We start from the raw sequence: 26,198 nt of genomic DNA, 5'->3' as shown, positions 1-26,198 counted from the left end.
CGGGGTTGCCTAATCGGCAGTCGAACGCCCTTACTTTAGTGCAGGCTTGTCCCGAATTGTCGACGGGCTTGTAACAGCGGTTAGCGGGCGGGGAAAACGCGGGAAACCCCGAGACATGAACCACAACACCCCCGTCTCCCCCCGCCCCCTCAGCCACCTCACCGATGTGCAGCGCCGCGTGCTGTCGGCGGCCCAGTTGCGGGCGCACGGCGTGTCCCCCGCCGACACCGCCGCGCAGTGCCGGCCCGGTGGGCCGTGGCAGCTGCTGCTGCCCGGCATCGTCGTCCTGCACTCCGGGCCGCCGACCAGCGAGGAGCGGCTGCATGCGGTGCTGCTGTACGCGGGCCGGCCACCGGCCCAGGTGGCGGTGCCCGCGCAGTGCAGGACGGGCGCGGACGCTCCTCCGTACGGTGATGTCATGATCACCGGGCTGGCCGCGCTCGCCCTGCACCGCTTCTCGGCCGCCCCTCCGCTGCTCTCCCTCGACCACATCGACGTCCTGGTGCCGCGTACCCGCAGGCTGCGTTCGACGGGCTGCGCCCGGCTGATCCGCGCCCACTCCACGCCCGCCGCTCAGCAGCTCACCGGCGTGCCGGTGGCCCCCGTGGCGCGGGCGCTCGCGGACGCCGTCGCGCAGCTCGACGACGCCGACGCCGTGCGCCGGCTGCTGACCGAGGCGGTGCGCGGCGGGCACTGCGAACCAGCGGCCGTCGTACGGGAGTTGAGCATGGCGCGGCTGCTCTCGCGGCCGCATGTGGTCGACGCGGTGGACTCGCTGCTCGCCGAGGGCCGGGCCATCGCCGAGGACCGGCTGTACGAGATGGTGCGCACCCAGGGTCTGCCCGACCCGCTGTGGGACGTCGACCTGCGACTGCCGGGCGGCCCGTATCTGGGTGGCGTCGACGCGTACTGGCCGGACCAGGCGGTGGCGATCGAGCTGGACACCAGGGCGCCCCGGCAGGGTGAGCGCCAGGAGGAGGACGCGCTGTGGACCGAGTACGCCCGCAAGCGGGAGCACCTGGAGCGGCTCGGCATCACGGTCGTGCACATCACGCCCAAGAAGCTGCGGGATTCGCTGGAGCAGCAGGCTGCGGTGGTACGTACGGCTCTGCTGGCGGCGTCGGACCGGGAGCCGGCGGCGTACGTCGTACTCCTCCCCCGCTAGGGGCCACCGAGCGGCCCGCTCAGCGCTTCTTGAGGATCAGCGCTTCTTCAGGAGCAGTTCCGTGTTGCGGGCGTCCGCCGGGCCCGCGAGATTGCGCCTGGCGCCCGGGGCGTTGAAGGACAGCTCGCGGTAGAGCGCGGCGAGGCCGGTCTGGGAGAGGTCGGTGTAGTCGGTGCGGTGGGGCGCCGCGGACTCGATGAGCGTGGTGAAGAGCGAGAGCGTTCCGTCGTGGTTGTCCACCAGCTCGATGATGCGGGCGAGTTGGGGGAATTCGACGTGCGATGCGGTGGAGATCTCCCAGAAGGTGCCGTGCTGGAGGATCACATTGCGGTGACTGTGGCCGTTGATCCAGGCGACGACGTTGCGGTGCCGCTTGAGGAGCGCGAGGAGCCGGTCGCCGTCGTCGCCGTCGAACGTCCAGCTGTTGTGGTGGCTGAAGATCAGCACCTTGTCGTCCTGATGTGCCGTCAGTAGCCGCTTGAGCCAGTCGAGTTGGGCCTTGGCGATAGAGCCTTCGAAGTGGCCGCCGCCAACGGTGGTGTCGAGGCTGACGCCGAGGACTCCGTCGGCAATGGGGAAGGAGTAGTGCAGGGCCCCGGTGTCGAGGTTCTCGCGGGTGTAGCCGTGGCCGGGCGCGACCGCCGCCGCCCCCGCGTACGCCGGGTCGAGGTGGGCCTGGATGTACTCGCGCGGGGTGAAGGGTGCGCGGGCGGGGTCGGGGGTGATGCGGCGCATCCGGGGCTTCTCGCGGCGCAGCAGGTCGGTGAAGTGGTTGCCCCTGGGGTCCTTGCCGCCCTTGAGTACGGCCTCCAGCGCGCGGGCGTCGGCGAGCGGGAGGGTCATGAGCTTGCGGTCGCCGACGGCGAAGTCGCCGAGGTACTCGGTGCCGTTGGCGAAGCAGCCGCTGGGCAGGTCGTCGTGGTTGCCGACGGTGGAGTACCAGGGCAGCCGCAGCCCGGGGCTGTTGACCGGGCGGATCGCGGCGGCCAGGTAGCCCTCGATGCGTGGGTAGCCGAGCTTCTTGTCGGCGTCGCGCAGGGCGCCGTCCGGGTGCCAGTACAGGGGCAGTCCGGAGTCCTGGACGCCTTCGTAGCGGCCTGGATCCCCGGTGTTGGGGGTGATGCGGCCGCCGCTCATCGTGCGCAGGAACCAGTCGAGCTCGGCCTTGGAGTTGTTGTCGGTGTTGTCGCCGGTGGTCATGACGAAGTCGAGCGGCGCCCCGGTGGCGGGCCCGCCGCGCAGCGCGTTGACGCGCTCGACGAGGGACACCGCGCCGTGCACGGTGAGGGCCTCCTGGGGGCGCCAGGCGGAGACGGCCTGGGCGCGCAGGTACTCCGTACGGACCGGGTGCTGGGTGTCGGTGAGGTGCAGGTCGGTGAGCTGCACGAAGGAGGCCAGGGTGGTGCGGCGGTCGGCGCGGCCCGGCTTGGCTGCGGCCAGTTCGCCGCGTACGACGCGCTTCCAGCCGGGGCCGTCGCCGAGCCTCCGGTATCCGGTGGGGGCGGCGGCGCGGGGCGTGGCGACCGTGCCGAGCGAGGTGGCCCGGGAGACGGAGACGGGGGCGACGGGCGCCGCGGGCCTGGGCGCGGCGGCGGGGCCGGCGGCGGTGCGGGGCGGCTGCGGGGCGCCCTGGTCGGGGCGGAGGGCGATCCCGAGGCCGGCGGAGGCGCCGACCGCCCCGGTGGCGGCGAGGAACGAGCGGCGGTCGAGGGCGGCTGCGGAGCGTAGGCGTGACATGGCGCGGTCTCCCCGGGTGCGAACACATCGGCCGGGCGCGCAGTGCCGCTTCGGCCGCGGGGACCGCCTCCGTCCGGTGCGGGGCCGCGCGGGGCACCGGGGGCGCGTGGCCGGCTGCGGGTGGCTGCCGGGTGCGTGGGGCCGGTGACGCTGCGGGGTGCCGTGCCGGGCGGGGCGGGCCCGGACGATCCGGACGGCGTGCCCCGGGCGGAAGTGGAATCCCCCGCCCCCTTGGATGGTTGACATCCGGAATGACCTGCGCGTTAACGGCTCCGCAACGCGTGACGCCGATCACCGGACAGGGATCACTCGGGCACCCGGGGGCGCGCGAAGGGCCATCGGAAGCCCCCCGGACCGCATGGTTGCGCTCACTCCGCGTTCATCTGGCGGGGAAGGCGGCACAAATCGCCCCCGGACGGGCGCACGTCGGCCGTCCGGTCCCGCGCCCCTCCCGCGACCTCCCCGCGGGCCCTTCCCGCGCCCCTCCCGCGGCCTCCCCGCTACCGTCCCGCGACCCGGCCCACGGCCGGCTTTGTCCGCCACAGCTCCATGCCCGTGTCCACCAGCTCGACGCGGTCGAGGCCGGAGACGGCCTCCAGCGGGTGCCAGGCGGCCAGGTCCGTGGAACCGCCCGTCTCGTGGCGCAGTTCACCGCCGGTGACCCGGCCCTCGTACACGATCCGTAGTCCCTGGAAGTCCGCGAACGTACCGAGGCGGCGCGGGTAGCGGCGGGTGATGGAGTCCACGCCGATGAGGCGGACCGGCTCGACCGCGTACCCGGTCTCCTCCAGCGCCTCGCGGACGACCGTGTCGTACGGGTCCTCGCCGTGGTCCATGCCGCCGCCCGGCAGCGTCCAGCGCTTGCTGCCGTCGGGGGCCACCCAGCGGGCGAGGAGCACCTGGCCGTCCCGCACGCACACGGCGTAGGCCGCCACCCTGAGCTCTTGGTTCATTGGTCGAGGTTACGGGGCGACGCACCTGGCCGCCCGGAATGCGGCGGTTCACTCCCGATGGCGGATGGGGCGCGGTGGCGGATGTACGCCATGAGCACATTCAGATCCTGACAACTCTCCCCAAACAACTGTCACTTAAGAAAGGCTGAGCGGTCATCCGGCACCGTATTCCGGACCCTCTCTTCCACATACAGGGATGCCAATGACCCTCGAATCCTCCGGCTCCACCACCGGGCACAGACGCGCGGCCCGAATAGCCGTCGCCGCCGGGCTCGTTGCCGCGCTGTGCGCCGCGGCACCGGTGACCGCCTTTGCGGCGCCCGCCGACGATCCCCGGACGCCGCCGCCCGCCGTCAAGTCGGCCGCCGAGAAGCTCGGCAGCTCCGACGCCCAGCTGCTCACCGAGGCGGAGTCCACCGGCGCGAAGAGCGTCACGCTGATGGTCGCCACCGCGCCCGGCGCCACCGAGCAGGTCGCGCGCCAGCTCGACGCCGTGCAGGGCTCCGTCGTCGGACGCAGCGACGACAAGCTCGGATACGTACGGGCCACGCTCCCCACGGACCGCGCTGACGCGGCCATCAAGGCGGCGGCGAAGCTCTCCAGCGTCCACGGCATCGACCTCAAGCAGGAGATCGAGCTCGACGACCCGACGCCGAACGGCGACCGCGCCAAGGGCGCCGACACGGCGGCCAAGGGCACTTACGCGGCGCCGGACAAGAGCACCCCCGCGAAGAACCCGTACAACCCGTCCTTCGAGACGGGCGCCGTGGACTTCGTCAAGAAGAACCCCAAGGCGGACGGCCGCGGCATCACCATCGGCATCCTCGACTCGGGTATCGACCTCGGCCACCCCGCGCTCCAGAAGACCACCACCGGCGAGCGCAAGATCGTCGACTGGGTGACCGCAACCGACCCGGTGAGCGACAGCGACGACACCTGGCGCCAGATGACGACCGAGGTCAGCGGCCCTGTCTTCACGACCGGCGGCCGCACCTGGTCCGCGCCCGCGGGCACGTACAAGTTCAATACGTTCGCGGAGAAGGCCACCACCGGTGGCGACATGGCGGGCGACCTGAACCGCGACGGCGACACCACCGACGTGTGGGGCGTGCTCTACGACCCGGCGGCCGGCACCGTCCGCGTCGACCTCGACAACGACGCCGACTTCGGCGACGAAGAGGCGCTGAAGCCGTACAAGGACAAGCAGCAGGTCCAGTACTTCGGCAAGGACAACCCGGCGACCGAGATCGTCGAGCAGATCCCGTTCGTCACCGAGGTCCGCAAGGACGTCGTCTACAACGGGTCGGGCGCCAAGGCCGACTACGTCAGCATCGGTGTCATCGAGGGCTCGCACGGCACGCACGTCGCGGGCCTCGCCGCCGCCAACAGCCTCTTCGGCGGCAAGATGAACGGCGCCGCCCCCGGCGCCAAGCTGGTCTCCTCGCGCGCCTGCACCTGGACCGGCGGCTGCACCAACGTCGCCCTCACCGAAGGCATGATCGACCTCGTCACCAAGCGCGGTGTCGACATCGTCAACATGTCGATCGGCGGCCTGCCGGCGCTCAACGACGGCAACAACGCGCGCGCCGAGCTCTACACGCGCCTCATCGACACCTACGGCGTGCAGCTGGTCATCTCGGCCGGCAACAGCGGCCCCGGCACCAACACCATCGGTGACCCGTCGGTCGCCGACAAGGTGATCTCGGTCGGCGCGTCCATCTCCAAGGAGACCTGGGCGGCCAACTACGGCTCGCAGGTGAGCAAGCGGTACGCCATGATGCCGTTCTCCTCCCGCGGCCCGCGCGAGGACGGCGGCTTCGCGCCGACCATCTCCGCGCCCGGCGCCGGTATCAACACCACCCAGACCTGGGCCCCCGGCGGCCCGGTCGCCGAGGCCGGCTACCAGCTCCCGCCCGGCTACTCCATGCTGCAGGGCACCTCGATGGCGTCCCCGCAGGCGGCGGGCGCATCGGCGCTGCTGCTGTCCGCGGCGAAGCAGGCCGGCATCGAGCTCACCCCGGCGAAGCTGCGCACCGCGCTGACCAGCCAGGCCGACCACATCAGCGGCACGCAGGCGCACGAAGAGGGCGCCGGCCTGATGAACATCGGTGACGCCTGGAAGGCAATCAAGAAGGGCGCGACCGCCCACGCCTACACCGTCAAGGCGCCGGTCGACACCGCTCTCGACACCAACCTCAAGACCCCGGGCTTCGGCACCGGTCTGTACGACCGCGAGGGCGGCCTGAAGGCCGGCCAGAAGAAGGTCTACGACGTCACGGTCACCCGCACCACGGGCCCGGACCGCGCTGTGCGGCACGAGCTGCACTTCGAGAACAACGACGGCACCTTCCGGATCGTCGGCAACGACGTGGTCGGCCTCCCGCTGAACACGCCGGTCACCGTGAAGGTCTCCGCGCAGCCCCGCTCGGCGGGCATCCACAGCGCGATCCTGGAGGTGGACGACAACCGGACCGAGGGCATCGACAAGCAGATCCTCAGCACGGTCGTCGCCGCCAAGGACCTCGCGAAGCCCGCGTACGCCGTCTCCGAGTCGGGCTCGGTGCAGCGCAGCGGCCCGAAGTCGTACTTCATCACGGTCCCGCAGGGCGCCAAGACCCTGGAGGTCGCTCTGAGCGGGCTCAAGGACGGCAGCCAGACGCGGTTCATCTCCATCCACCCGTACGGCGTTCCGTCCGACCCGACCTCCACGGTCAACTGCTACCCGAACTACGTGAACCCGGCGAACACCTGCCGCCCCGACGCCCGCTCGTACGCGAACCCGGCGCCGGGTGTCTGGGAGATCGAAGTCGAGTCGCGCCGTACGTCGCCGCTGCTCGACAACCCGTACAAGCTGGATATCTCGCTGCTCGGCGTCACCTTCGACCCGGCCGTGCAGGTCCTGCCCGAGGCGAAGATCGGCACTCCGGCGCCGGTCGAGTGGAAGGTCACCAACAACTTCGCCGCGCTGGACGGCAAGCTGAAGGGCGGCCCGCTCGGCTCGTCGAAGGACGCGCGTCCGACGATCAAGCAGGGCGAGCAGCAGGAGTCCACGGTCGTCATCGGTGCCGGCGTCGAGCGTCTGGACGTCGCCATCGGCAAGGTCTCCGACCCCGCCGCCGACCTGGACCTCGTACTTCTGAAGGACGGCGTGCCGGTCGCTTCGGCCGCCGACGGCGACTCGGAAGAGGCCGTCAGCCTCGTCAAGCCCGCCGCCGGTACGTACACGGTCGTCGTCGACGGCTACGCGATCCCGGCCGGGACCACCGCGTACGACTACCGCGATGTGTTCTTCGCGCCGTCGCTCGGTGCGATCAAGGTCGACGACTCGAAGGTCGTCAAGCTCGCCAACGGTGCGTCGGCGCAGGTCTCCGCCGAGGTGCTGGTGGCCGGCGCGGCGCCCGAGGGCCGGCAGTTCTTCGGCCAGGTGCAGCTGCTGAACGCGCGCGGCAGCGCCGCGGGCACCGGCAGTGTCCAGATCCAGAAGGTCACGCCGTAACGGCTTGACGAGCACGAGGGAGGGGGCGGGCGCCGGATTCGGCGCCCGCCCCCTCCTCGTCGACCGGGAGTGGTCAGACCTCGACCATGACCTGGTCAAGCGCCTTGCGAACCAGGTCGGGCACCATGCAGTCGTCGGCCGGGTAGCCGACCGGGATCACGGCGAACGCCTTCTCGTTGGCGGGGCGGCCGAGGACCTCCGAGAGGAAACGCATCGGGCTCGGGGTGTGGATCAGCGCCGCGAGACCCGACAGGTGCAGCGCGGACAGCAGCATGCCGACGGCGATGCCCACCGACTCGTCGACGTAGTAGTGCTTGCGCTTGGTGCCGTCCTCGCCCAGCCAGTGGCGCTGCTGGAAGACCACGATCAGCGCGGGTGCGTCGGTCAGATGCGGCTTGACCTCGTCGGTGCCCAGCGGGCGCAGCGCGGCCAGCCACTCCTCGCCGAGCCTGCCGTCGTAACTGACCTGCTCCTCGTCCTCGGCTGCCTGCCGTATCCGGCGGCGTACCTCGGGGTCCTTGACCAGGACGAACGTCCAGGGCTGCTGGTGGGCGCCGGACGGGGCGGTGGCGGCGCACGCTATCGCGTCCTTCACCGCCTGCTCGGGCACCGGGTCCGTCGAGAACTGGCGCACGGTACGGCGCCCGTCCATGCGGGTGCGCAGATCCGCCGCGCGCGCCAGGGATTCGGCGTGCGGCATACGGTCGGGGCGGTAGGGAACCGGCCGGTAGGGGTCTCCGTGGGTCGGTGTCCACTTGTTCTTTGTCACAGGCATGGGTCGAGTCTGGTGGGGGCAGGGGCCCTGTGTCCCGTCCCTCGGACAATCGATTGGACAATCCGAGTGGGGCCATACACATCATGGGCGAGCTTGTCATGGGCCGGCTTGCCCGAGACATACGTACAACGTGCCCGAGACATACGTACAAAAGGAGTCAACGTGAGGGTCGGAATCGTCGGAGCGACCGGTCAGGTCGGGACAGTCATGCGCAGGATCCTCGTCGAGCGGAAGTTCCCGGTCGACGAGCTGCGTCTCTTCGCCTCCGCGCGGTCCGCAGGCTCCACCATCACCTGGGACGGCACGGACATCACCGTCGAGGACGCGTCGACGGCCGACTACACCGGCCTGGACATCGTGCTCTTCTCCGCGGGCGGTTCGACGTCCAAGGCGCTGGCCGAGAAGGTCGCCGCGCAGGGTCCCGTCGTGATCGACAACTCCTCGGCCTGGCGCCGCGACCCCCAGGTGCCGCTGGTCGTCTCCGAGGTCAACCCGCACGCCATCGCGAACCGCCCCAAGGGCATCATCGCGAACCCGAACTGCACCACGATGGCCGCGATGCCGGTGCTCAAGCCGCTGCACGCCGAGGCCGGTCTGACCGCGCTCATCGCCACCACCTACCAGGCCGTCTCCGGCTCGGGGCTGGCGGGTGTCGCCGAGCTCGACGGCCAGGTCAAGAAGGTCGTGGAGCACGCCGCCGAGCTCACCCACAGCGGTGACGCGGTGAACTTCCCGGAGCCCGCCGTCTACCGGCGCCCCATCGCGTACAACGTGCTGCCGCTGGCCGGCGCGATCGTCGACGACGGTTCCTTCGAGACCGACGAGGAGCAGAAGCTCCGCAACGAGTCCCGCAAGATCCTGGAGCTCCCCGACCTCTTGGTCTCCGGTACGTGCGTACGCGTCCCGGTCTTCTCCGGCCACTCCCTCCAGGTCAATGTGCGCTTCGAGCGCCCGCTGAGCGTGGAGCGCGCGTACGAGCTGCTGGCCGCGGCGCCCGGCGTCGAGCTGTCGGACATCCCCACGCCGCTCCAGGCCGCGGGCAAGGACGTGTCGTACGTGGGCCGTATCCGCCTCGACGAGACCGCGGAGAACGGTCTTGCGCTCTTCCTCTCCGGCGACAACCTGCGCAAGGGCGCGGCGCTCAACGCCGTACAGATCGCGGAGCTGGTCGCGGCCGAGCTCAAGGGCTGACCTTCTTGTGGTGTGTGGTGGGGCGGGGCTCGCTTGAGCCCCGCCCCACTGTCATGACCGCGGCCGTCGCGAGCAGCGGTGGCGGTGGCGGTGGCCACGGCGAACACGGCGGGCGGCAACGCACCTGCGGGGCGCGTAAGTTCGGTGCTCTGTTGCATGAGGTCCAGCCTTGAACGCCCGGTCGGCGGGAACAACGGCGAAGTCCTCATCCTTCTGTGAGCCTGAATGATCGATCGAGGGGTGCGGGCAATGAACAGCGGCACGGGTGGTCTGGAGATCCGGGAGCTGGAAAGCTTTCTCGTACTCGCCGAGGAACTGCACTTCGGCCGCGCGGGGACACGGCTGTATGTGTCGCAGAGCAGGATCAGTCAGCTGCTGCGCGCGCTGGAGGGGCGGATCGGCGCGCGTCTGATCGACCGCACCAGCCGCCTGGTGCGGCTGACCCCGCTCGGTGAGCGGTTCCTGGCCGAGCTGCGTCCCGCGTACGACGCGCTGCGCACCACGGTCGACGACGCGCGGGCCGAGGCGCGCAGTGTTGAGGGCCGGCTGCGGATCGGTTTCCAGGGGACGGCGGATGTCCGCCTGATGCGGGCGGTCACCGTGTTCCAGACGCTGCATCCGGCGTGTGTGACGGAGATCGTGGAGGTCCCGTTCTGCGACCCGTTCGGGGCGGTGCGCCGGGGTGAGGTGGACGCGGCGATCGTGCTGCTGCCGGTGGCGGAACCCGATCTGATGCTGGGCCCGCTCTTCTCCAAGGAGCAGCAGACCGTCGCGGTCTCGGTACGGCACCCCTTCGCGGCCCGTGACTCCCTGACGGCGGCCGACGTGGCCATGACGACGCTGATCGAGGCATCGGCCCCGGCCCCCGCGTACTGGCGCGAGGCGCACGCCCCCTCGGCCGTCCCCGGCCCGTCGGTCAGCACGCTCCAGGAGGGCCTCACATTGGTCGCGGCCGGGCGCGGCGCGATGCTGCTGTGCCGGCCGCCGGCGGAGTACCAGGGCCGCAAGGACGTCGTCTTCGTACCGATCGACGGGCTGCCGGACTCGGTGCTCGGCATGGTGTGGCACCGGGACGGCGAGACGGAACGGGTACGGGCCTTCGCGCGGGCGCTCACCGATTGAGGGGGGGGTGGCTCAGGGCCTGCGCACCTCGAAGTGGAAGCAGCCGTACTCGACGGCCCTGACGTGCACCAGCGCCACCTCGGGGTCGGCGAAGGCCTCGGCGAACGCGGCGTCGAAGCCGGCCGTCGCATCCTCGGGAATCTCCAGGAGCCGACCGCCGGTGATGTGCCCGTCCGCGCTGTAGCGGCGCACAGTGCGCAGGGCGCCGGAGCGCGCGAAGGGGTAACCGTCGCCGCCTTCCGGCCCTTCGCACTCCTCGGCGTGGATGAAGACGGGCCCCTGCTCGTCGTACGCCCCGGGCTTGGCCCAGTGCTCGGCGGCCCAGCGCCGCAGCGGCGCGTACGAGACGAGGGCGATCCGCTCCCCGGCCGCGCTCAGGCGCAGACAGCAGCGCAGGGGCGCGCCGCCCTCGCTGTCGGCGTACGCCGTGCAGGGGCGGCCCGCGTCGTCGGTGTCGCGGAGTTGTTTGAGGGCGGTGGGGGCGATGGGGCGGGCGAGGTAGGTCGTCGTCATGCGTCCAGCATCGGCGCGGGGGGCGCGGCGCACCGGCGGGCTTCGGACATCGCGCTTCGGAAGCCGTCCTGCGGAGTCAGCTGCGAGCGTACCGAGCGGTCCCGACCACAGGTGGCGTGGAAGGATGGCAAAAACGTCACATACCGAGGAGATGACCGGTGCCTGGCACGAATCTGACCCGCGAAGAGGCGCAGCAGCGGGCGCGACTGCTCACTGTCGACGCCTACGAGATCGACCTCGACCTGAGCGGCGCCCAGGAGGGCGGCACCTACCGGTCCTCGACCACCGTGCGCTTCGAGTCCGCCGAGGCCGGTGCGGAGACCTTCATCGACCTGGTGGCTCCGGCCGTGCACCAGGTCGTACTGAACGGCAAGTCCCTGGACGTCGCCGCCGTCTTCCGGGACGCGCGGATCGCGCTGAAGCACCTGGAGGCCGGGCCGAACGAGCTGCGGGTCGTCGCGGACTGCGCGTACACCAATACCGGTGAGGGCCTGCACCGCTTCGTCGACCCGGTCGACCAACAGGCCTATCTGTACACGCAGTTCGAGGTACCGGACGCCCGCCGCGTGTTCGCGTCGTTCGAGCAGCCCGACCTGAAGGCGACCTTCGCGTTCACGGTGAAGGCGCCCGATGGCTGGACCGTCATCTCCAACTCCGTGACGCCCGAGCCCAAGGACAACGTCTGGGCCTTCGAGCCGACGCCGCGGATCTCGACGTACATCACCGCGCTGATCGTCGGCCCGTACCACTCGGTGCACAGCTCCTACGAGCGGGACGGGCAGAGCGTCCCGCTGGGCATCTACTGCCGTCCCTCGCTCGCCGAGTTCCTCGACTCGGACGCGATCTTCGACGTCACGCGGCAGGGCTTCGACTGGTTCCAGGAGAAGTTCGACTACGCGTACCCCTTCGCCAAGTACGACCAGCTCTTCGTGCCGGAGTTCAACGCGGGCGCGATGGAGAACGCGGGCGCGGTGACCATCCGCGACCAGTACATCTTCCGCTCGAAGGTGACGGACGCGGCGTACGAGACGCGCGCCGAGACGATCCTGCACGAGCTGGCACACATGTGGTTCGGCGACCTCGTCACCATGGAATGGTGGAACGACCTGTGGCTGAACGAGTCGTTCGCCACGTACACCTCGATCGCCTGCCAGGCGGACGCGGCGGGCTCCAAGTGGCCGCATTCGTGGACGACGTTCGCGAACTCCATGAAGACGTGGGCCTACCGGCAGGACCAACTGCCGTCCACCCACCCGATCATGGCCGAGATCACTGACCTCGACGACGTCCTGGTCAACTTCGACGGCATTACGTACGCCAAGGGCGCCAGCGTCCTCAAGCAGCTCGTGGCATACGTCGGCCAGGACGAGTTCTTCCGGGGTGTGCAGGCGTACTTCAAGGCGCACGCCTTCGGGAACACCCGCCTGACCGACCTGCTCGGCGCGCTGGAGGAGACCTCGGGCCGCGACCTGAAGGCCTGGTCGAAAGCGTGGCTGGAGACGGCCGGTATCAACATCCTGCGTCCGGAGATCACCACGGACGAGGCGGGCAACGTCACCTCGTTCGCGGTCAGGCAGGAGGCACCGGCGCTGCCGGCCGGCGCCAAGGGCACATCGACGCTGCGCCCGCACCGCATCGCGATCGGCTGCTACGACCTCGACGAGGCGGGCAAGTTGGTCCGTACGAGCCGGATCGAGCTCGATGTCGACGGTGAGCGCACCGAGGTGCCGTTCCCCGAGAACACCCCGCGTCCTGCGGTGGTCCTGCTCAACGACGACGACCTGTCGTACGCGAAGGTCCGCCTCGACGCCGACTCGCTGGCCGTCGTCACCGAGCACCTGGGCGACTTCGCCGAGTCGATGCCGCGCGCGCTGTGCTGGGCCTCGGCCTGGGACATGACGCGCGACGGCGAGCTGGCGGCCCGTGACTATCTCGCGCTGGTGCTTTCGGGCATCGGCAAGGAGACGGACATCGGCGTCGTCCAGTCGCTGCACCGTCAGGCGAAGTTGGCGTTGGACCTGTACGCGGCGCCCGCATGGCGCCAGACGGGTCTGTCGCAGTGGACGGAGGCGACGCTGGCGCATCTGCACGGATCGGTGGCCGGCAGCGACCACCAGCTGGCCTGGGCGCGGGCGTTCGCCTCGACGGCGCGTACGCCACAGCAGGTGGACCTGCTGGCGTCGCTGCTCCAGGGCACGGAGACGATCGAGGGCCTGGCCGTGGACACCGAGCTGCGCTGGGCGTTCGTGCAGCGGCTCGCGGCGACCGGGCAGTACGACGAGGACGACATCGCCACCGAGTACGAGCGGGACAAGACGTCGGCGGGCGAGCGCCACGCGGCGCTGGCCCGTGCGGCGCGGCCGACGCCCGAGGCGAAGGCGGAGGCGTGGGCCTCGGTCGTGGAGTCCGACAAGCTGCCGAACTCCCTCCAGGAGGCGGTGATCGGCGGTTTCATGCACACCGATCAGCGTGAGCAGCTCGCGCCGTACACCGCGAAGTACTTCGCGGCGGTCAAGGGTACGTGGGAGTCGCGTTCCCACGAGATGGCCCAGCAGATCGTGGTGGGCCTGTACCCGGCCCTCCAGGTCTCACAGGAGACGCTGGACGCGACGGACGCGTGGCTGGCCTCGGCCGAGCCGAACGCGTCGCTGCGGCGGCTGATGTCAGAGTCCCGCGCGGGAGTGGAGCGGGCGCTGAAGGCACAGGCGGCGGACGCGGCTTCGGCGTAGCCGGTCGGGAAGGGGCGGGGCGGGGGGCGCCTGCGGCGGGCTTGTTCCCCACCCCGCCCCTTCCCAAGACTGGGGGCAAGCCCCCAGACCCCTGGACGCCCTTCGGGCGTGTCCTCAAACGCCGGACGGGCTGAATTTCAGCCCGTCCGACCTCAGCCCGTCAACGATCAGCCCGTCAGCTCCGTGTGCCGCACCCGCAGCACCTCCGCGCCCTCCGCGGTAAGCACCCCGTGCACCCGCATCCGCGGCACCAGCGCGACCCCCATCCGCGCCTCGACCATGGCCAGGATCGCCGTCCAGCCCGCCGCGCTGTGCGCCTGCTCGGGCACGAAGCCCGCCGCCTCGCACGCGCGGCGGGTGATCTCCGACCAGGGCCCGCTGCCGCCGAAGATCCATGCCTCGCCGGACAGGTCGGCCAGCCGCAGTCCGGGCGCCCCGGCGAGCGGGTGCCCGGCGGGCAGCGCCACGTCCAGCGGGTCGGCGAACAGCGGGACGCGGGCGAGCCGCGGATCGCGGGCGGTCGGGGCGTGCGCCGCCAGCGACAGCGCGAGGTCGACGGCCCCGCCGGCCAGCAGCTCGTACGCCTCGGCGGCCTCCGCCTCCCGCACCCGCACCTCCACCGCGGGGTGCGTCGCCCGCAGCAGCTGCACCGCGGGGACGACGAGCGCGGGCACAGCCGTCGAGAACGCGCCGACCCGCACCTCCCCCGCCTCGCCCTTCACATACCCGGCCAACTCGGCGTCGGCCTGCTCCAGTTGAACGAAGACGGCCTCCGCGTGCCGCAGCACCAGATGCGCCGCGTCGGTGAGCCGCACCCGCCGCCCGTGCGCTTCCAGGAGGGGTACGCCGAGTTGCTTGGCCAGGTTGGACAGCTGCTGCGAGACGGCCGACGGCGTCATCAGCAGCGCCTCGGCCGTCGCGGTCACGGTCCCCCGCTCGCGCAGGGTCCGCAGGATCCGCAGCTTCTTGATGTCCCACTCGATCATGGGACGCAACCTATCCCGGCCGGTACGCCGGGCCCTCAGGCGAGCGTGGCGAAGGCCTCGTCGATCGCCGCGCAGGTGAGACCGATGTCGTCCTCGGTCGTCGCGGAGGAAACGAACCAGCAGGCGAGCCCGTACGCGTTGGTGTGGACCCCGCGTCGCAGCAGCTCGTACCGGAAGGCGTCGTAGCGCCCGCCGTCCAGCCGCAGGGTGTCGCGGTAGTGCCGGGTGGGGGCGCCGTCCGGGGAGAAGACGACCTGGAACATCGAGCCGATCCCCTGGACCGCGCACGGCACCCGGTGGTCCACGGAGGCCCTGCGCACGGCCTCCATGATCTGCCGGCCGGTGTCGTCGATCCTCTTGGTGACGGCGGGATCGACCAGCTCACGAAGGGTCACCAGGGCCGCGGTGGCGCACAGCGGGGAGCCGTTGTACGTGCCGCCGTGCTTGACGCGGCCTTCGGCAACCGGCGCCATGAACTCCTCGCGGCCCGCGAATGCCGCGATGGGCAGTCCGCCGCCCAGCGCCTTGGAGTACACCGCCAGGTCGGGGATCACCCCGAAGAGGTCCTGCGCCCCTCCCGGGCCGCTGCGAAAGCCCGTACAGACCTCGTCGAAGATCAGCACGATGCCACGCCGGGTGCACTCCTCGCGCAGCGCCTGGAGGTAACCGGGCACAGGCATGGTGCAGGCGTTGTTGGCCACGATCGGCTCGCAGATCACTGCGGCGATCTCACCGCGGTGGGCGTCCAGGACCGCGCGCAGGACGTCCGGGTCGTTCCACGGGCAGCTCACCACGTCGTCGACGACTCCGGCCGGGATGCCCGGCGAGTGGGGGACGGAGGCCGGTCGCTCGTAGGGGCCCAACTGCTCGGCGGTGGGCCGGTTCGAGATCGCCAGGGTGTCGACCCAGCCGTGGTAGTGCCCCTCGAACTTCAGGATCCGCGAACGCCCGGTGAAGCCCCGCGCGGCGCGCACCGCGCCCTGCACCGCCTCGGAGCCGGAATTCGCGTAGCGCACCAGATCCGCGCAGGGCACCGACGCGCATATCAGTTCCGCCAGTTCGACCTCGGGCACATTGCACGTCCCGAACATGGTGCCGCTCGCCAGTACGGCGCTCAGGGCCCGGGTGACGACCGGCGCCGCGTGGCCGAGAATCGCGCTGCCGTAGGAGAGCAGGAAGTCGACGTACTCATTTCCGTCGACATCACGGATACGCGCACCCGATCCGCTCTGCATGTACAGCGGATACGGATCGGGGCCGTTCGAGGTCAGCCGGGCGGAGGAACTGATTCCGCCGGCCAGGGATCGCTTGGCCCGCTCGAAGAGTTCGCGGCTGGTTTCTGTGGTGGTTTCGCGGCTGGTTTCGGTGGTGGTTTCGGTGCTCTTCTGGGAGTTCATCGGCTGCTCCTGCTGGTCCGAGGTGACGGAAAGGCCCTCTTGACGCTGCATATCGCGGGTGCTCACACTCTTTCCCATGGTCGAGCCCATGGTCGAGAAGCTCAGCGGGAAAACTGCTGAAAAGGTCTGCCTGATTACTGGCGCGGGCAGCGGAATTGGCCGCTCCTGTGCACTCGCACTGATCGATGACGGCTGGTCGGTGGTGCTGGCGGGCCGCAGGAAGGACGCCGTCGAGGAAACGGCACGGCTCTCCGGAGCCGGGTCGCAGAGGGCGGTTCCGATTCCGACCGACATCACCGATCCCGACGCCGTCCAGCGCCTTTTCGGCGCGGTGGGCGAGCAGTTCGGGAGAATTGATGTGCTGTTCAACAACGCGGCCGACACCATGCCCTACGTCCCGACCGAGGACGTAGGGCTCGACGACTGGCACCGGGTCATGGACTCGATCGTCACCGGCGCCTTCCTGTGCTCACGGGCCGCCTTCCGAATGATGAAGGAGCAGACGCCCCGTGGCGGTCGCATCATCAACAACGGCGCCCCTTCCGCGCATGTGCCGCGCCCGGACTCGATCGCTTTCACGGCCGCCAAGCACGCGGTCGCGGGGCTGACACGCTCCCTTTCGCTGGACGGCCGCCGCCATGACATCTCCTGCGGTCAGATCGACATCGGCAATGTCACCCCGGTCGGCAGGGAGCAGCCCGCCGTCCGGCAGGCCGACGGCACGCTCCGCGCTGAGCCGACCATGGACGTGCGTCATGTGGTGGACATGGTCGTCACGATGGCCCGGTTACCCCGTGGGGTGAACATCCAGAGCGTCACGGTCATGCCCAGCTCCATGCCGTACGTCGGCCGGGGCTAGTCCCCCGGGTGCGCCCGCGACGTACGCCTCCATCGGGACGCCGGCCGCGAGTCTGCCGTGCAGTTCCCACGCGAGCATCCGGTGCAGTCCGTCCAGGTGGGTGAGCCTGTCGCCGGCCGGCAGCCCCTCGTAGTCGACGCCGGGCACGGCGCGGGTGCTGAGGAAGACCGGGGTGAGGGCCGAGGCCGCCTGCAGGTCGAGCTTGCGGCCGCAGACCGGGTTCGCCCTTGCGTAACCCTCGCCCGCCGCCCGCAGTCGGGCCACCGTCTGGCCGACGGTGAGGCCGGTCTTCGGAATCAGTTCGCGGTCGCCGCCCTCGCCCAGGTGCCAGGGCAGTATCACGGCCAGGACGTCCGCGCGGTCCAGCGCGACCCGGTGCCACTGGCCCAGCGTCAGTTCCGCCGCGCGCAGATGCTCCTCGGCCTCGTCGTTGGTGTTCTCCTCGTACTCGACGTCGAACGGGTGCTGCTCCGCGAAGTGCCGCATGACATGGGCGAACGGGACCGGGGCGAGGACCTTCATTGACGGAGCCTTTCATGCCGGGGCGGTGTACTCGGTGAAGTGGCGGTCGGCGAACAGGTCCGGCCACCGCCCTCCGTCCAGCTCCAGTTCCCGCGCCCTGGACAGCAGCTGACGCCAGTGCGGTTTGACCGGGCGCCACCGGACACCTCCCTGGCAGTACGAGCTGTCGACCATGTAGCGGGGCCCCCGGGACTCCGTCGCGGCCGGGCGCCGGGTGTGGAACAGCGCGGAGTGCAGTACCACCGTCGACCCGCCCGGCAGCTGGTCGATGAGCACCTCACCGGGCAGTTCGGCGGTGCCCAGGTGATGGCGTGCCGTCTTCTCCGCGACCTCCCGGTGCGAGCCCGGGAGTACGGCGAGGCTGCCCATGGACGCGTCGAGGCCGCCCAGGTAGTGCAGCGCGTGAATCATGATGCGTGCCCGGTCGGTCTGCGGGGACTGCTCGTAGTCGTGGTGCCAGTTCTTTCCGCCCGCGCCGGGAGCCCGGCGGTCGCTGTGCATGTGATGGAAGGCGAATACGGGACCCATCAGGAGCGATAGCAGATCCAATAGGGGCGGGTACCCGGCGAGTTCGCCATGGGCGTCCATTTCTATCTCCATGACCGGCGGCGGACCGTGTTTCTCCGGCTCGACACAGGAGGAGATCGAACGCTGCCGGAGTCCCGAGTCCACCCACCGGTCGACTTCCGGTTCCAGTCGGGACACCAACTCGGGCGGCAGGAAAGCGGGAAGGACCAGATAGCCCGCCCGAAAGAACTGATGCAGTTGATGCGTGCCGATCCTGGCGGCAACCCGATTTTGCATGTTCCGGCCTCCCCGAGCGAGTGGTCACCGCGATGTCCCCGAAGGGGGACGTAAACGTAGCCGAAGCTTCATTTGACCAAAGGCACTGCGGACACAATGACCGGATCGCGGCGGAGTGGCGCGAAGTATTCTGTGCAATGAATTTCGGCACATGTGGCTGGAGTTACTCGCTCAGGCCGACCCGGCGGCCTGAGTTACTTGGCCCGGCCGACCCGGCCGGAGTTACTTGCTCCGGATGGCACCGATCACCACTCCGCCCAGGATCAGTCCCACTCATCAGGTCCATCGAACTGTCTCGATCATTCTCTTCAGCTGAACTGAACGGTCGACGGGGCTTGATCTGCCCGAACAGCGTCGCGCCGAACGCGATCGCCATGCCCAGGAGCTGGATCGGCGTCAGCACCTCACCCAGCGCCGCCCAGCCGATGACGGCGGCGGTCAGCGGGGACAGCGGACCGAGGAAAGTGACGGAGGTGGCGGAGAGCTGGCCGATGCCCCGGAACCAGAGCCAGTACGCGACCGCCGTGTTGACCAGGGCAAGGTAGAGGTATCCGGCGACGGCACGCGAGTCCAGTGCGGGCGGCGCGCCCTCCGCCAGCAGCGCGATGGGCGCGATCAACAGGCCGCCCGCGGTGAGCTGCCAGCCGGTCATGACCAGCGGCCCCACGCCGTCGGGGCGCCCCCAGCGCTTGGTGAGGACGGTGCCGGTGGCCATCGAGGCGGACGAGGCGAGGGCGGCCAGCACGCCCACCGTGTCCAGCGTGGCGGTGGCACGCAGCACCACCAGGCTCACGCCGAGCGCCGCCGCGATGCCGGTGAGCAGGGTGCGTACGGTCGGCTTCTCACTCAGCAGGAGCACCGCGAGCCCGGCCACGAACAGCGGCGCCAGCGAGCCGAAGACCGCGGCCATCCCGCCGGGCAGCCGGTACGCGGACAGGAAGAGCAGTGGGAAGAACGCGCCGATGTTCAGCGCCCCGAGGACCGCCGCCTTGCCCCACCAGGCGCCGCGCGGCAGCGTCCGGCCGATCGCGAGCAGCACAAGACCGGCGGGCAGTGCGCGCATCAGGCCGGTGAACAGCGGCCGGTCGGGGGGCAGGAATTCGGTGGTCACCGCGTAGGTCGAACCCCAGGAGACGGGGGCGAGTGCGGTCAGGGCGATCGTTCCGGCACGGTTCATGGCGTGCTCCTCAAGGTCGTTCACGTCGCGCAAAGTTGCTTGACGGAAAGTAGCTTACTCCTAAGCCACTTCCCGTCAAGCAACTTTCTTGCGGCCGACCGGAACTCTCCGGATACTGCGGACATGACGACCAAGGACCTCGTGGACGCCATCACCGCCCAGTGGGCCGTGGTGCGTCCCGACCTCGACACCGCCCCGATGGCTGTCTTCGGCCGTGTCTACCGGATCGCGCGCGCGATGGGTGACCGCGTTGAGAAGGCGTACGGACGCTTCGGGATCTCCCGGGGCGAGTTCGACGTCATCGCCACGCTGCGCCGTTCCGGTGAGCCGTACGCGCTCTCACCGCGCGAGCTCTCCGCGACGCTGATGCTCACCACCGGCGGGATGACCGGCCGGCTGGACAAACTGGAGCGCGCCGGGCTGCTGGCCCGCAGCCCCGATCCGCACGACCGGCGCGGGCTGCGGGTCACGCTCTCGGAGCGCGGTCTCGCGATCGTCGACGAGGCCGTTTCGGCAGGCCTGGGGCAGCAGCGCGCGGCGCTCGACGCGTTCGACGAGGCGCAGGTGGAGCAGCTCCAGGAGCTGCTGCGTCAACTGCTGGCCGGGACGGGCAAGGAGTAGGCACGCGGACTGCCCGCACTGCCCGGATGGGGTGAACAGGGTGGACATCCGGACGGGGTGAACACGACGAGGGCGTCCGCTTTCCGTACGGGTACGGAAAGCGGACGCCCTCGCTGAAACGGTTGGGTCAGGCCTGCTTCTTGGACTTGTCCAGCACCATGACGAGGCCCGCGATGACCACGAACAGCCCGATCGGCGCCACGACGTAGAGGCCGAGCGTCTCCAGCACGCTCAGGCCGGGACCGGGGTCATCACCGTCGTCGCGCGTGCGCGCGAGCACGGGGGACGACATGAGCAGCATCATCAGCGTCGTACCGGCCGCGACAGCGCCGGCGCGCAGAGCGTTCTTCTTGTCCACGGGCCAAACGTAGCGAACGCCCAACCCGGGCGCGCGCCCGGGGGTGCCGTAAGGGGACACCTCCTAGGGTCTGAAGGTGTCCATCAGCCGGCGCAGCCGGGGTGAGGCGGTCAGCTCCTCCAGGGTCACGGGGCTGCCCTCCGCGTCGGCGATCGGGAGCCGCCAGTTGGGGTACTGGTCCCAGGTGCCGGGCAGATTCTGCGGTCTGCGGTCACCCACCGCGTCCGGCAGCCAGATGCCGACCATCCGGGCGGGGGTGCGCAGCAGGAAGCGGTGGGCCGCGCGAATCTCGCCCTCCTCGTCGCCCGCCCCTTCGGGCAGCAGGCCGAGCCGCGCGAGGTACGACACCCACTCGGTCACGTCGGCCGCCTCCTGGGCGGACTCCTCGGCCAGGGGCTGGGTGAGCAGGCCCAGGCGGTGGCGCAGCGCGACATGGTCGCCGGTCAGGCGGGCGGCGGTGGACGGCAGGTCGTGGGTGGTGACGGTGGCCAGGCAGCGCTCACGCCAGCTCTCCGGCGGCAGCGGTTCGCCCCGGCCCGCCCAGTCGCGCTCGAACCACAGCACCGAGGTGCCGAACACGCCGCGCTCGGCGAGGGCGTCGCGCACGCCGGGCTCGACGGTGCCCAGGTCCTCCCCTATGACGGCCGTGTCCGCGAGGTGTGCCTCCAGGGCGAGGACGGCGAGCATCGCGTCGGCGTCGTAGCGGACATACGTTCCCTGGGTGGGCGGCAGGCCCTGCGGGACCCACCAGAGCCGGAACAGGCCCATGACGTGGTCGATGCGCAGGGCGCCCGCGTTGCGCAGCAGTCCGCGCAGCAGCCCCCGGAACGGGGCGTAGGCGTGTGCGGCGAGGACGTCGGGACGCCATGGGGGCAGGCCCCAGTCCTGGCCGAGCGAGTTGAACGCGTCGGGAGGGGCGCCGACGGACATGCCGTGCGCGAAGGCCTCCTGCTGCGCCCAGGCGTCGGCGCCGCCCGGGTGCACACCGACGGCCAGGTCGTGCACGACGCCGACCGGCATCCCCGCGTCACGGGCGGCCCGCTGGGCGGCGGCGAGCTGGGAGTCGGTGAGCCAGGCCAGCCAGCAGTGCAGATCGACGCGGTCGTAGAGCTCGGTGCGGGCGCGGTGGACCTCCGCCGCGTGCGGGTCGTCGCGCAGCCCGGGGGGCCACGCGTGCCAGTCGGAGCCGTGCGTCTCGGCCAGCGCGCACCAGGTGGCGTGGTCCTCCAGGGCCGTGCCCTGCTCGGCGAGGAAGTCGCAGTAGGCGGCGCGACGACCGGGGCCGAACGGAACCTTGCGTACGAGCTCCAGGGCCTCCTTCTTCAGTGCCCAGACGGCGTCGCGGTCGATCAGCGCGCCCTTGCGCAGCACGGAATCGCGCAGCTGGGCGGCGCGCGCGAGGAGGACGTCGAGGCGCGTGCGGTCCGCCGCGGGCAGGTGTGCGTACTCGGGGACGTCCTCGACCCGCAGGTGGACGGGGTCGGGGAAGCGGCGCGACGAGGGGCGGTACGGGGAGGCGTCGGTTGGGGTGCCGGGCACGGCCGCGTGCAGCGGGTTGATCTGGACGAATCCGACGCCGAGCGCGCGCCCGGACCAGGAGCCGAGCTCGGCGAGGTCACCGAGGTCGCCCATGCCCCAGGAGCGCTCGGACAGCAGCGAGTAGAGCTGGACCAGGAGCCCGTAGGAGCGCCCACGGGGCTGCGGCACCCGGTCGGGCGCCACGATGAGCGCGGCGGCGTCCTCCCGCCCGTCCGGCGTCCGTACGGTCAGCCGGTGCACCCCGAGCGGCAACTGCCCCCAGCCGGGCGCACCGGCCACGGGTCCGGCGGTCCGGTCACCCGGGGTGAGGGGCTCGGCGTCCTGCGCGGGGTCCGGGGCGGGGCTCGCCTGACCGGGTGGCGGCTGCGGAGCGCCCGTGCCCGGGGTCCTCGGAGGCCGCCGGTCGGCGTCCGTGCCCGGCGCGGGCGGCGTCTGCCACTGCGTCGCCGTGCCCTGCTCGGTCTCGACCCGGAGCAGCGTGCCCGCGGGGAGGTCGGCCAGGGCGGGGGGCGGGACCGGGGAGAGGTCGGCCAGGGCGGGGGGCGGGACCGGGGAGAGGTCCCGTGCTTCGGCCGGGGCCCAGGCCACCACCGTTTCGGGCAGCAGGCGGCGCGCTGCCGCGGCCTCGTGCGCGTCGAGCGCGGCCCGCACCGCGGCGGGCGTGCGCGCGTCGACGCCCAGGGCCGCGAGCACGGCGACGACCGTGCCGTCCGGGACCTGGAGCGTGCGGTCCGCGGAGGGCGCGTAGGACGTGGCGACCCCGTGCAGGGCGGCGAGCCGGGCAAGGCCCATCTAGACCCCCATGGGCTCCACGCCCGATGCCGTGCCGTGGGCAGTCGGTTCGCTGGTCAGAGGTGCCTCGTCCGCCATCGGCGGCTCGCTGGTGAGCGGCGCCGCGTCGGCCATCGGCGGCTCACTGGTCAGGGGCGGTTCAGAGAGGAGCAGCGGGTCGGTGAATCCCGCGTCGAGCACCGCGTCGGGGGCGAGCGCCGGTTTGGACAGCGCGGACAGGAGGAGCTGAGCTGCGGCCACTGGGGCCTCCCTAGGTGAGCTACGTGGACAAAGCAGCCCTACCCAATGGACACGGCCGCAGACGTATACGTTTCCACAACGTGTCCCGGCTCACATTCCGTTCCCCGCGCGGAAATTGACACCTTGGCGGCCGAGTGGTGGGCTCGGTGCCCACACGAAGCGGACTGAGGAGACAGTTGTGCAGCTCGGGGGCAGGAGGGGCGCGACCGCCGTCGCGATGGCCGTGATGAGCGGACTGCTCGGCGGTGCGAACGGCGCGTTCGCCGCTCCGCAGCCCGATCCGGGCACGCCGCCGGCCGCTCCGCCGGTCACCACGCAGGACCGTGAGGGCGACGCCGCGCTGCCCTCCGTCTGGCCGCGCCCGCAGACGATACGGGCGGCGGGACAGGCGGTCCCGGTGGGCCGGGAAGCGGTGCTCGTCGCGGGCCAGGACGCCGACCCGCACGCCGTGCGGGCGCTCGAAGAGCTGCTGCGTACAGCGGGTGCACGGAGCGTCGCCACGGTCGGGCCCGGCGACCCGCTGCCCGCCGGGGGACTCGTCGTACAGGCGCAGGGCACCGGCGCGCAGGACGCGCTGCGCGCCCTGCGGGCACCCGAGCGCGCCGACCTGCCGCCCGGCGGCTATCGCATCGCTGTCGGACAGGTCGCCGGGCGGGACACCGTCGCCGTCGAAGGTGTCGGCGACGACGGTCTCTTCCATGCCGTGCAGACCCTGCGCCAGCTGGTGCGGGGCGATGACCGGAGCGGCGGCGGGACCGGGGCGAAGGAGATCGCGGGGGCCGTCGTACGCGACTGGCCGGGAACGGCCGTGCGCGGGATGACCGAGGGCTTCTACGGGCAGCCCTGGACCCGCGAGCAGCGCCTCGCACAGCTCGACTTCATGGGCCGCACCAAGCAGAACCGGTACCTCTACGCGCCGGGCGACGACCCGTACCGCCAGGCCCGCTGGCGCGACCCCTACCCGGCGGACAAGCGCGCCGACTTCCGCGCCCTCGCCGAGCGGGCCCGCGCCAGCCATGTGACGCTCGGCTGGGCCGTGGCCCCCGGGCAGTCGATGTGCATGTCGTCGGACAACGACATCAAGGCGCTGAACCGCAAGTTCGACGCGATGTGGGCGCTGGGGGTGCGTACCTTCCAGCTCCAGTTCCAGGACGTCAGCTACAGCGAGTGGCACTGCGGACAGGACTCCGAGACCTTCGGTTCAGGACCCGAGGCCGCGGCGAAGGCCCACGCGCGCGTGGCCAACGCGGTGGCGGAGCATCTCGCGGAGCGGCACCCCGGCGCGGAGCCGCTGTCCGTGATGCCGACCGAGTTCTACCAGGACGGCACGACGGACTACCGGCGCGCTCTCGCCGCGCAGCTGGACGGCGGCGTACAGGTGGCATGGACGGGCATCGGGGTCGTGCCGAGGACGATCACGGGCCGCGAACTGGCCGGTGCGCGCTCCGCGTTCAGGCATCCGCTGGTCACCATGGACAACTACCCGGTCAACGACTACGCGCAGGACCGTATCTTCCTCGGCCCGTACATCGGCCGTGAGCCCGCCGTGGCGACCGGTTCCTCGGTGCTCCTCGCCAACGCCATGGAGCAGGCCGCCGCCTCACGCATCCCACTGTTCACGGCCGCCGACTATGCCTGGAACCCGCGGGGGTACCAGCCGCAGGAGTCGTGGCAGGCCGCGATCGACGACCTCGCGGGCGCCGACCCACGGGCCCGCGAGGCGATGCGGGCGCTGGCCGGCAACGACGCCTCTTCCGTGCTGGGCGGCCAGGAGTCCGCGTATCTGCGCCCGCTGATCGACGACTTCTGGCGGACACGCACCACCGCGGACGCGGCCGCGAATACCGTCGCGGCGAAGAAGCTGCGCGCCGCGTTCACGGTGATGCGTGAAGCACCGCTGCGGCTGCAGGACGCGGCCGACGGCGCTTTGGACGACGAAGTGAAGCCGTGGACAGAGCAGTTGGCGCGCTACGGCGCCGCGGGCGAGCTGTCCGTCGACCTGCTCCAGGCCCAGGCGCGCGGCGACGGCGACGCCGCCTGGCGTGCCTCCCTGGACCTGGACGCGATACGCGGCTCGCTCAAGGCGGCGGACAGAGTGACCGTCGGCAAGGGCGTCCTGGACGTCTTCCTGACGAAGTCAGGCAAGGAGGCCGATGCCTGGACCGGCGCGGACCGCAAGGACGGCATCGTCTCCGAGGGCCCCGGTTCGTACACCGTGCGGCTGGGTCGCGCACGCCCCGTCGAGGCGCTCACGGCCATGACGGAGCCCGGTACGGGCGCGGGTGCGGCCGTCGAGACCCATGTGCCCGGCGAGGGCTGGCGGCGCGCGGGCACGCTCTCCGCGAGCGGCTGGACGCAGACCGACGCCGGGGGCGCGCGGGTGGACGCCGTGCGCCTGACCTGGACCGGCACAGGCGCCGGCAGCGGGAGTGAAAACGGCAGGGGGAGCGCGAACAGCGGCGGGGGCGCCCCCGTTGTGCACAAGGTGGTGCCCTGGTTCGCCGACGAGCCCCGCGCCGAGCTCAGCCTCGAACGCGCCGAGACGGACGCGGAGATCGGCGGCGATCCGCAGCGCGTCGAGGTGGCGCTGACCGGACAGCGCCCCGCCGATGTGCGCGGCAAGCTGACGACCAGGGCGCCCAAGGGCATCAAGGTGCGCACCCCGCAGACCACGACGGTGCCGCGCGGCACCCGCACCACCGTCCCCCTCGACATCACCATCGACAAGGCCGTACCGGCGGGCGAGTACACGGTGCCGGTCGCCTTCGACGGCGAGCAGAGCACTCTGACGGTGCGTGCGGCGCCGCAGACCGCCGACGCCGACCTGGTCCGCGGCGACGGCGCGAGGATCTCCTCCTCCGGCGACGAGACGACCGACTTCCCGGCGGGCGCGGCGGGCGACGGCGACCCGGAGACCCGCTGGACCTCCCCGATCGGCCGCACCGCGTGGTGGCAGGCCGAACTGCCGCAGCCGGTACGGCTCGGCCAGGTCGTACTGCACTGGCAGGAGGCGTACGCGAAGAAGTACCGCGTCCAGGTGTCGGCGGACGGCCGCACCTGGCGCACGGCGGCCACTGTCCGCGACGGCAGGGGCGGGCGTGAGGAGGTCAGGATGGACGCGAAGGACGTGCGCTTCGTCCGGGTCCAGTGCGACGAGCGGGCGCTGCCGTTCGGCTACTCACTGTTCGGCGTGGAGGCGTACGCCGTGAAGTAGCGGGATAC

At 71.3% G+C, this 26,198-nt stretch carries 19 protein-coding genes and 1 pseudogene; 8 read left to right on the top strand and 12 right to left on the bottom strand.

The genetic code is table 11. From position 1 onward, the window contains the following. Positions 1-115 precede the first annotated feature (115 nt). Positions 116-1,165 (top strand): hypothetical protein, encoded by a 1,050-nt coding sequence (locus ABCR94_RS07200; protein WP_347118215.1) that lies wholly within the window; start codon positions 116-118, stop codon positions 1,163-1,165. Positions 1,166-1,201: 36 nt separating this feature from the next. Here ABCR94_RS07200 and ABCR94_RS07195 read toward each other — a convergent pair whose 3' ends face one another. Both ABCR94_RS07195 and ABCR94_RS07190 read right to left on the bottom strand, forming a co-directional pair. Next, positions 1,202-2,902, bottom strand: a complete 1,701-nt coding sequence (locus ABCR94_RS07195) for a TIGR03767 family metallophosphoesterase (RefSeq protein WP_347118214.1) — start codon at positions 2,900-2,902, stop codon at positions 1,202-1,204. 500 nt (positions 2,903-3,402) lie between these two features. Further along, a complete protein-coding gene (locus ABCR94_RS07190; RefSeq protein ID WP_347118213.1) occupies positions 3,403-3,855 on the bottom strand; it encodes an NUDIX hydrolase in 453 nt (150 codons plus the stop codon). A 202-nt stretch (positions 3,856-4,057) separates the two neighbouring features. On the opposite strand from ABCR94_RS07190, the gene ABCR94_RS07185 reads away from it, so the two are divergent. Then, entirely contained in the window at positions 4,058-7,351 is a 3,294-nt protein-coding gene (locus tag ABCR94_RS07185) for a S8 family serine peptidase (protein ID WP_347118212.1), read from the top strand. A gap of 73 nt (positions 7,352-7,424) precedes the next feature. Here the strand turns inward: ABCR94_RS07185 and ABCR94_RS07180 are convergent, their stop codons facing one another. Further along, entirely contained in the window at positions 7,425-8,126 is a 702-nt protein-coding gene (locus ABCR94_RS07180; protein WP_347118211.1) for a nitroreductase family protein, read from the bottom strand. A gap of 162 nt (positions 8,127-8,288) precedes the next feature. Here ABCR94_RS07180 and ABCR94_RS07175 point away from each other — a divergent pair, with 162 nt between their 5' ends. Both ABCR94_RS07175 and ABCR94_RS07170 read left to right on the top strand, forming a co-directional pair. Further along, positions 8,289-9,317, top strand: a complete 1,029-nt coding sequence (locus ABCR94_RS07175; protein WP_347118210.1) for an aspartate-semialdehyde dehydrogenase — start codon at positions 8,289-8,291, stop codon at positions 9,315-9,317. Positions 9,318-9,566: 249 nt separating this feature from the next. After that, on the top strand, positions 9,567-10,439 hold the full coding sequence (locus ABCR94_RS07170) for a LysR family transcriptional regulator (RefSeq protein WP_347118209.1): 873 nt from the start codon (positions 9,567-9,569) through the stop codon (positions 10,437-10,439). 12 nt (positions 10,440-10,451) lie between these two features. On the opposite strand, the gene ABCR94_RS07165 is transcribed toward ABCR94_RS07170, so the two are convergent. Continuing rightward, entirely contained in the window at positions 10,452-10,952 is a 501-nt protein-coding gene (locus ABCR94_RS07165) for a DUF1203 domain-containing protein (RefSeq protein ID WP_347118208.1), read from the bottom strand. 158 nt (positions 10,953-11,110) lie between these two features. Between ABCR94_RS07165 and pepN the strand changes: the two genes are divergently transcribed. Further along, positions 11,111-13,681, top strand: coding sequence for an aminopeptidase N (gene pepN, locus ABCR94_RS07160; RefSeq protein ID WP_347118206.1), 2,571 nt, complete (start codon positions 11,111-11,113; stop codon positions 13,679-13,681). A 167-nt stretch (positions 13,682-13,848) separates the two neighbouring features. Here the strand turns inward: pepN and ABCR94_RS07155 are convergent, their stop codons facing one another. Both ABCR94_RS07155 and ABCR94_RS07150 read right to left on the bottom strand, forming a co-directional pair. Further along, positions 13,849-14,667 carry a LysR family transcriptional regulator gene (locus ABCR94_RS07155; RefSeq protein WP_347118205.1) on the bottom strand — a complete coding sequence of 273 codons (819 nt, stop codon included), beginning with the start codon at positions 14,665-14,667 and terminating at the stop codon, positions 13,849-13,851. 35 nt (positions 14,668-14,702) lie between these two features. Continuing rightward, positions 14,703-16,064 (bottom strand): aspartate aminotransferase family protein, encoded by a 1,362-nt coding sequence (locus ABCR94_RS07150; protein ID WP_347118204.1) that lies wholly within the window; start codon positions 16,062-16,064, stop codon positions 14,703-14,705. Between the two features lie 76 nt (positions 16,065-16,140). Between ABCR94_RS07150 and ABCR94_RS07145 the strand changes: the two genes are divergently transcribed. After that, a complete protein-coding gene (locus tag ABCR94_RS07145) occupies positions 16,141-16,923 on the top strand; it encodes an SDR family oxidoreductase (protein ID WP_347118203.1) in 783 nt (260 codons plus the stop codon). Here the strand turns inward: ABCR94_RS07145 and ABCR94_RS07140 are convergent. From ABCR94_RS07140 to ABCR94_RS07130, 3 genes are all read right to left on the bottom strand, one after another. Continuing rightward, positions 16,852-17,445, bottom strand: coding sequence for a DUF6309 family protein (locus ABCR94_RS07140; RefSeq protein WP_347118202.1), 594 nt, complete (start codon positions 17,443-17,445; stop codon positions 16,852-16,854). The two genes, ABCR94_RS07145 and ABCR94_RS07140, sit on opposite strands and share 72 nt — an antisense overlap. A 12-nt stretch (positions 17,446-17,457) precedes the next feature. Beyond that, complete coding sequence (locus ABCR94_RS07135) at positions 17,458-18,249, bottom strand: phytanoyl-CoA dioxygenase family protein (protein WP_347118201.1); 792 nt, start codon at positions 18,247-18,249, stop codon at positions 17,458-17,460. 163 nt (positions 18,250-18,412) lie between these two features. Continuing rightward, positions 18,413-19,426 (bottom strand): EamA family transporter, encoded by a 1,014-nt coding sequence (locus ABCR94_RS07130; protein WP_347118200.1) that lies wholly within the window; start codon positions 19,424-19,426, stop codon positions 18,413-18,415. Positions 19,427-19,549: 123 nt separating this feature from the next. Here ABCR94_RS07130 and ABCR94_RS07125 point away from each other — a divergent pair, with 123 nt between their 5' ends. Continuing rightward, entirely contained in the window at positions 19,550-20,047 is a 498-nt protein-coding gene (locus ABCR94_RS07125; RefSeq protein WP_347118198.1) for a MarR family winged helix-turn-helix transcriptional regulator, read from the top strand. 127 nt (positions 20,048-20,174) lie between these two features. Here the strand turns inward: ABCR94_RS07125 and ABCR94_RS07120 are convergent, their stop codons facing one another. From ABCR94_RS07120 to ABCR94_RS07110, 3 genes and pseudogenes are all read right to left on the bottom strand, one after another. After that, on the bottom strand, positions 20,175-20,405 hold the full coding sequence (locus tag ABCR94_RS07120) for a hypothetical protein (RefSeq protein WP_347118197.1): 231 nt from the start codon (positions 20,403-20,405) through the stop codon (positions 20,175-20,177). Then, a pseudogene (gene malQ, locus ABCR94_RS07115) lies at positions 20,351-22,736 on the bottom strand (4-alpha-glucanotransferase). Before malQ ends, ABCR94_RS07120 begins: the two are co-directional and overlap by 55 nt. After that, entirely contained in the window at positions 22,737-22,916 is a 180-nt protein-coding gene (locus tag ABCR94_RS07110; protein ID WP_521976474.1) for a hypothetical protein, read from the bottom strand. Positions 22,917-23,154: 238 nt separating this feature from the next. On the opposite strand from ABCR94_RS07110, the gene ABCR94_RS07105 reads away from it, so the two are divergent. Beyond that, positions 23,155-26,190, top strand: a complete 3,036-nt coding sequence (locus tag ABCR94_RS07105; protein ID WP_347118193.1) for a glycoside hydrolase family 84 protein — start codon at positions 23,155-23,157, stop codon at positions 26,188-26,190. Positions 26,191-26,198 lie beyond the last annotated feature (8 nt).

Origin of the sequence: Streptomyces changchenzhani (assembly GCF_039766235.1) — a bacterium.
Lineage (GTDB): Bacteria > Actinomycetota > Actinomycetes > Streptomycetales > Streptomycetaceae > Streptomyces.
The sequence above is the reverse complement of the archived record's forward strand: the minus strand, read 5'-3'. Positions and strand labels throughout refer to the sequence as shown.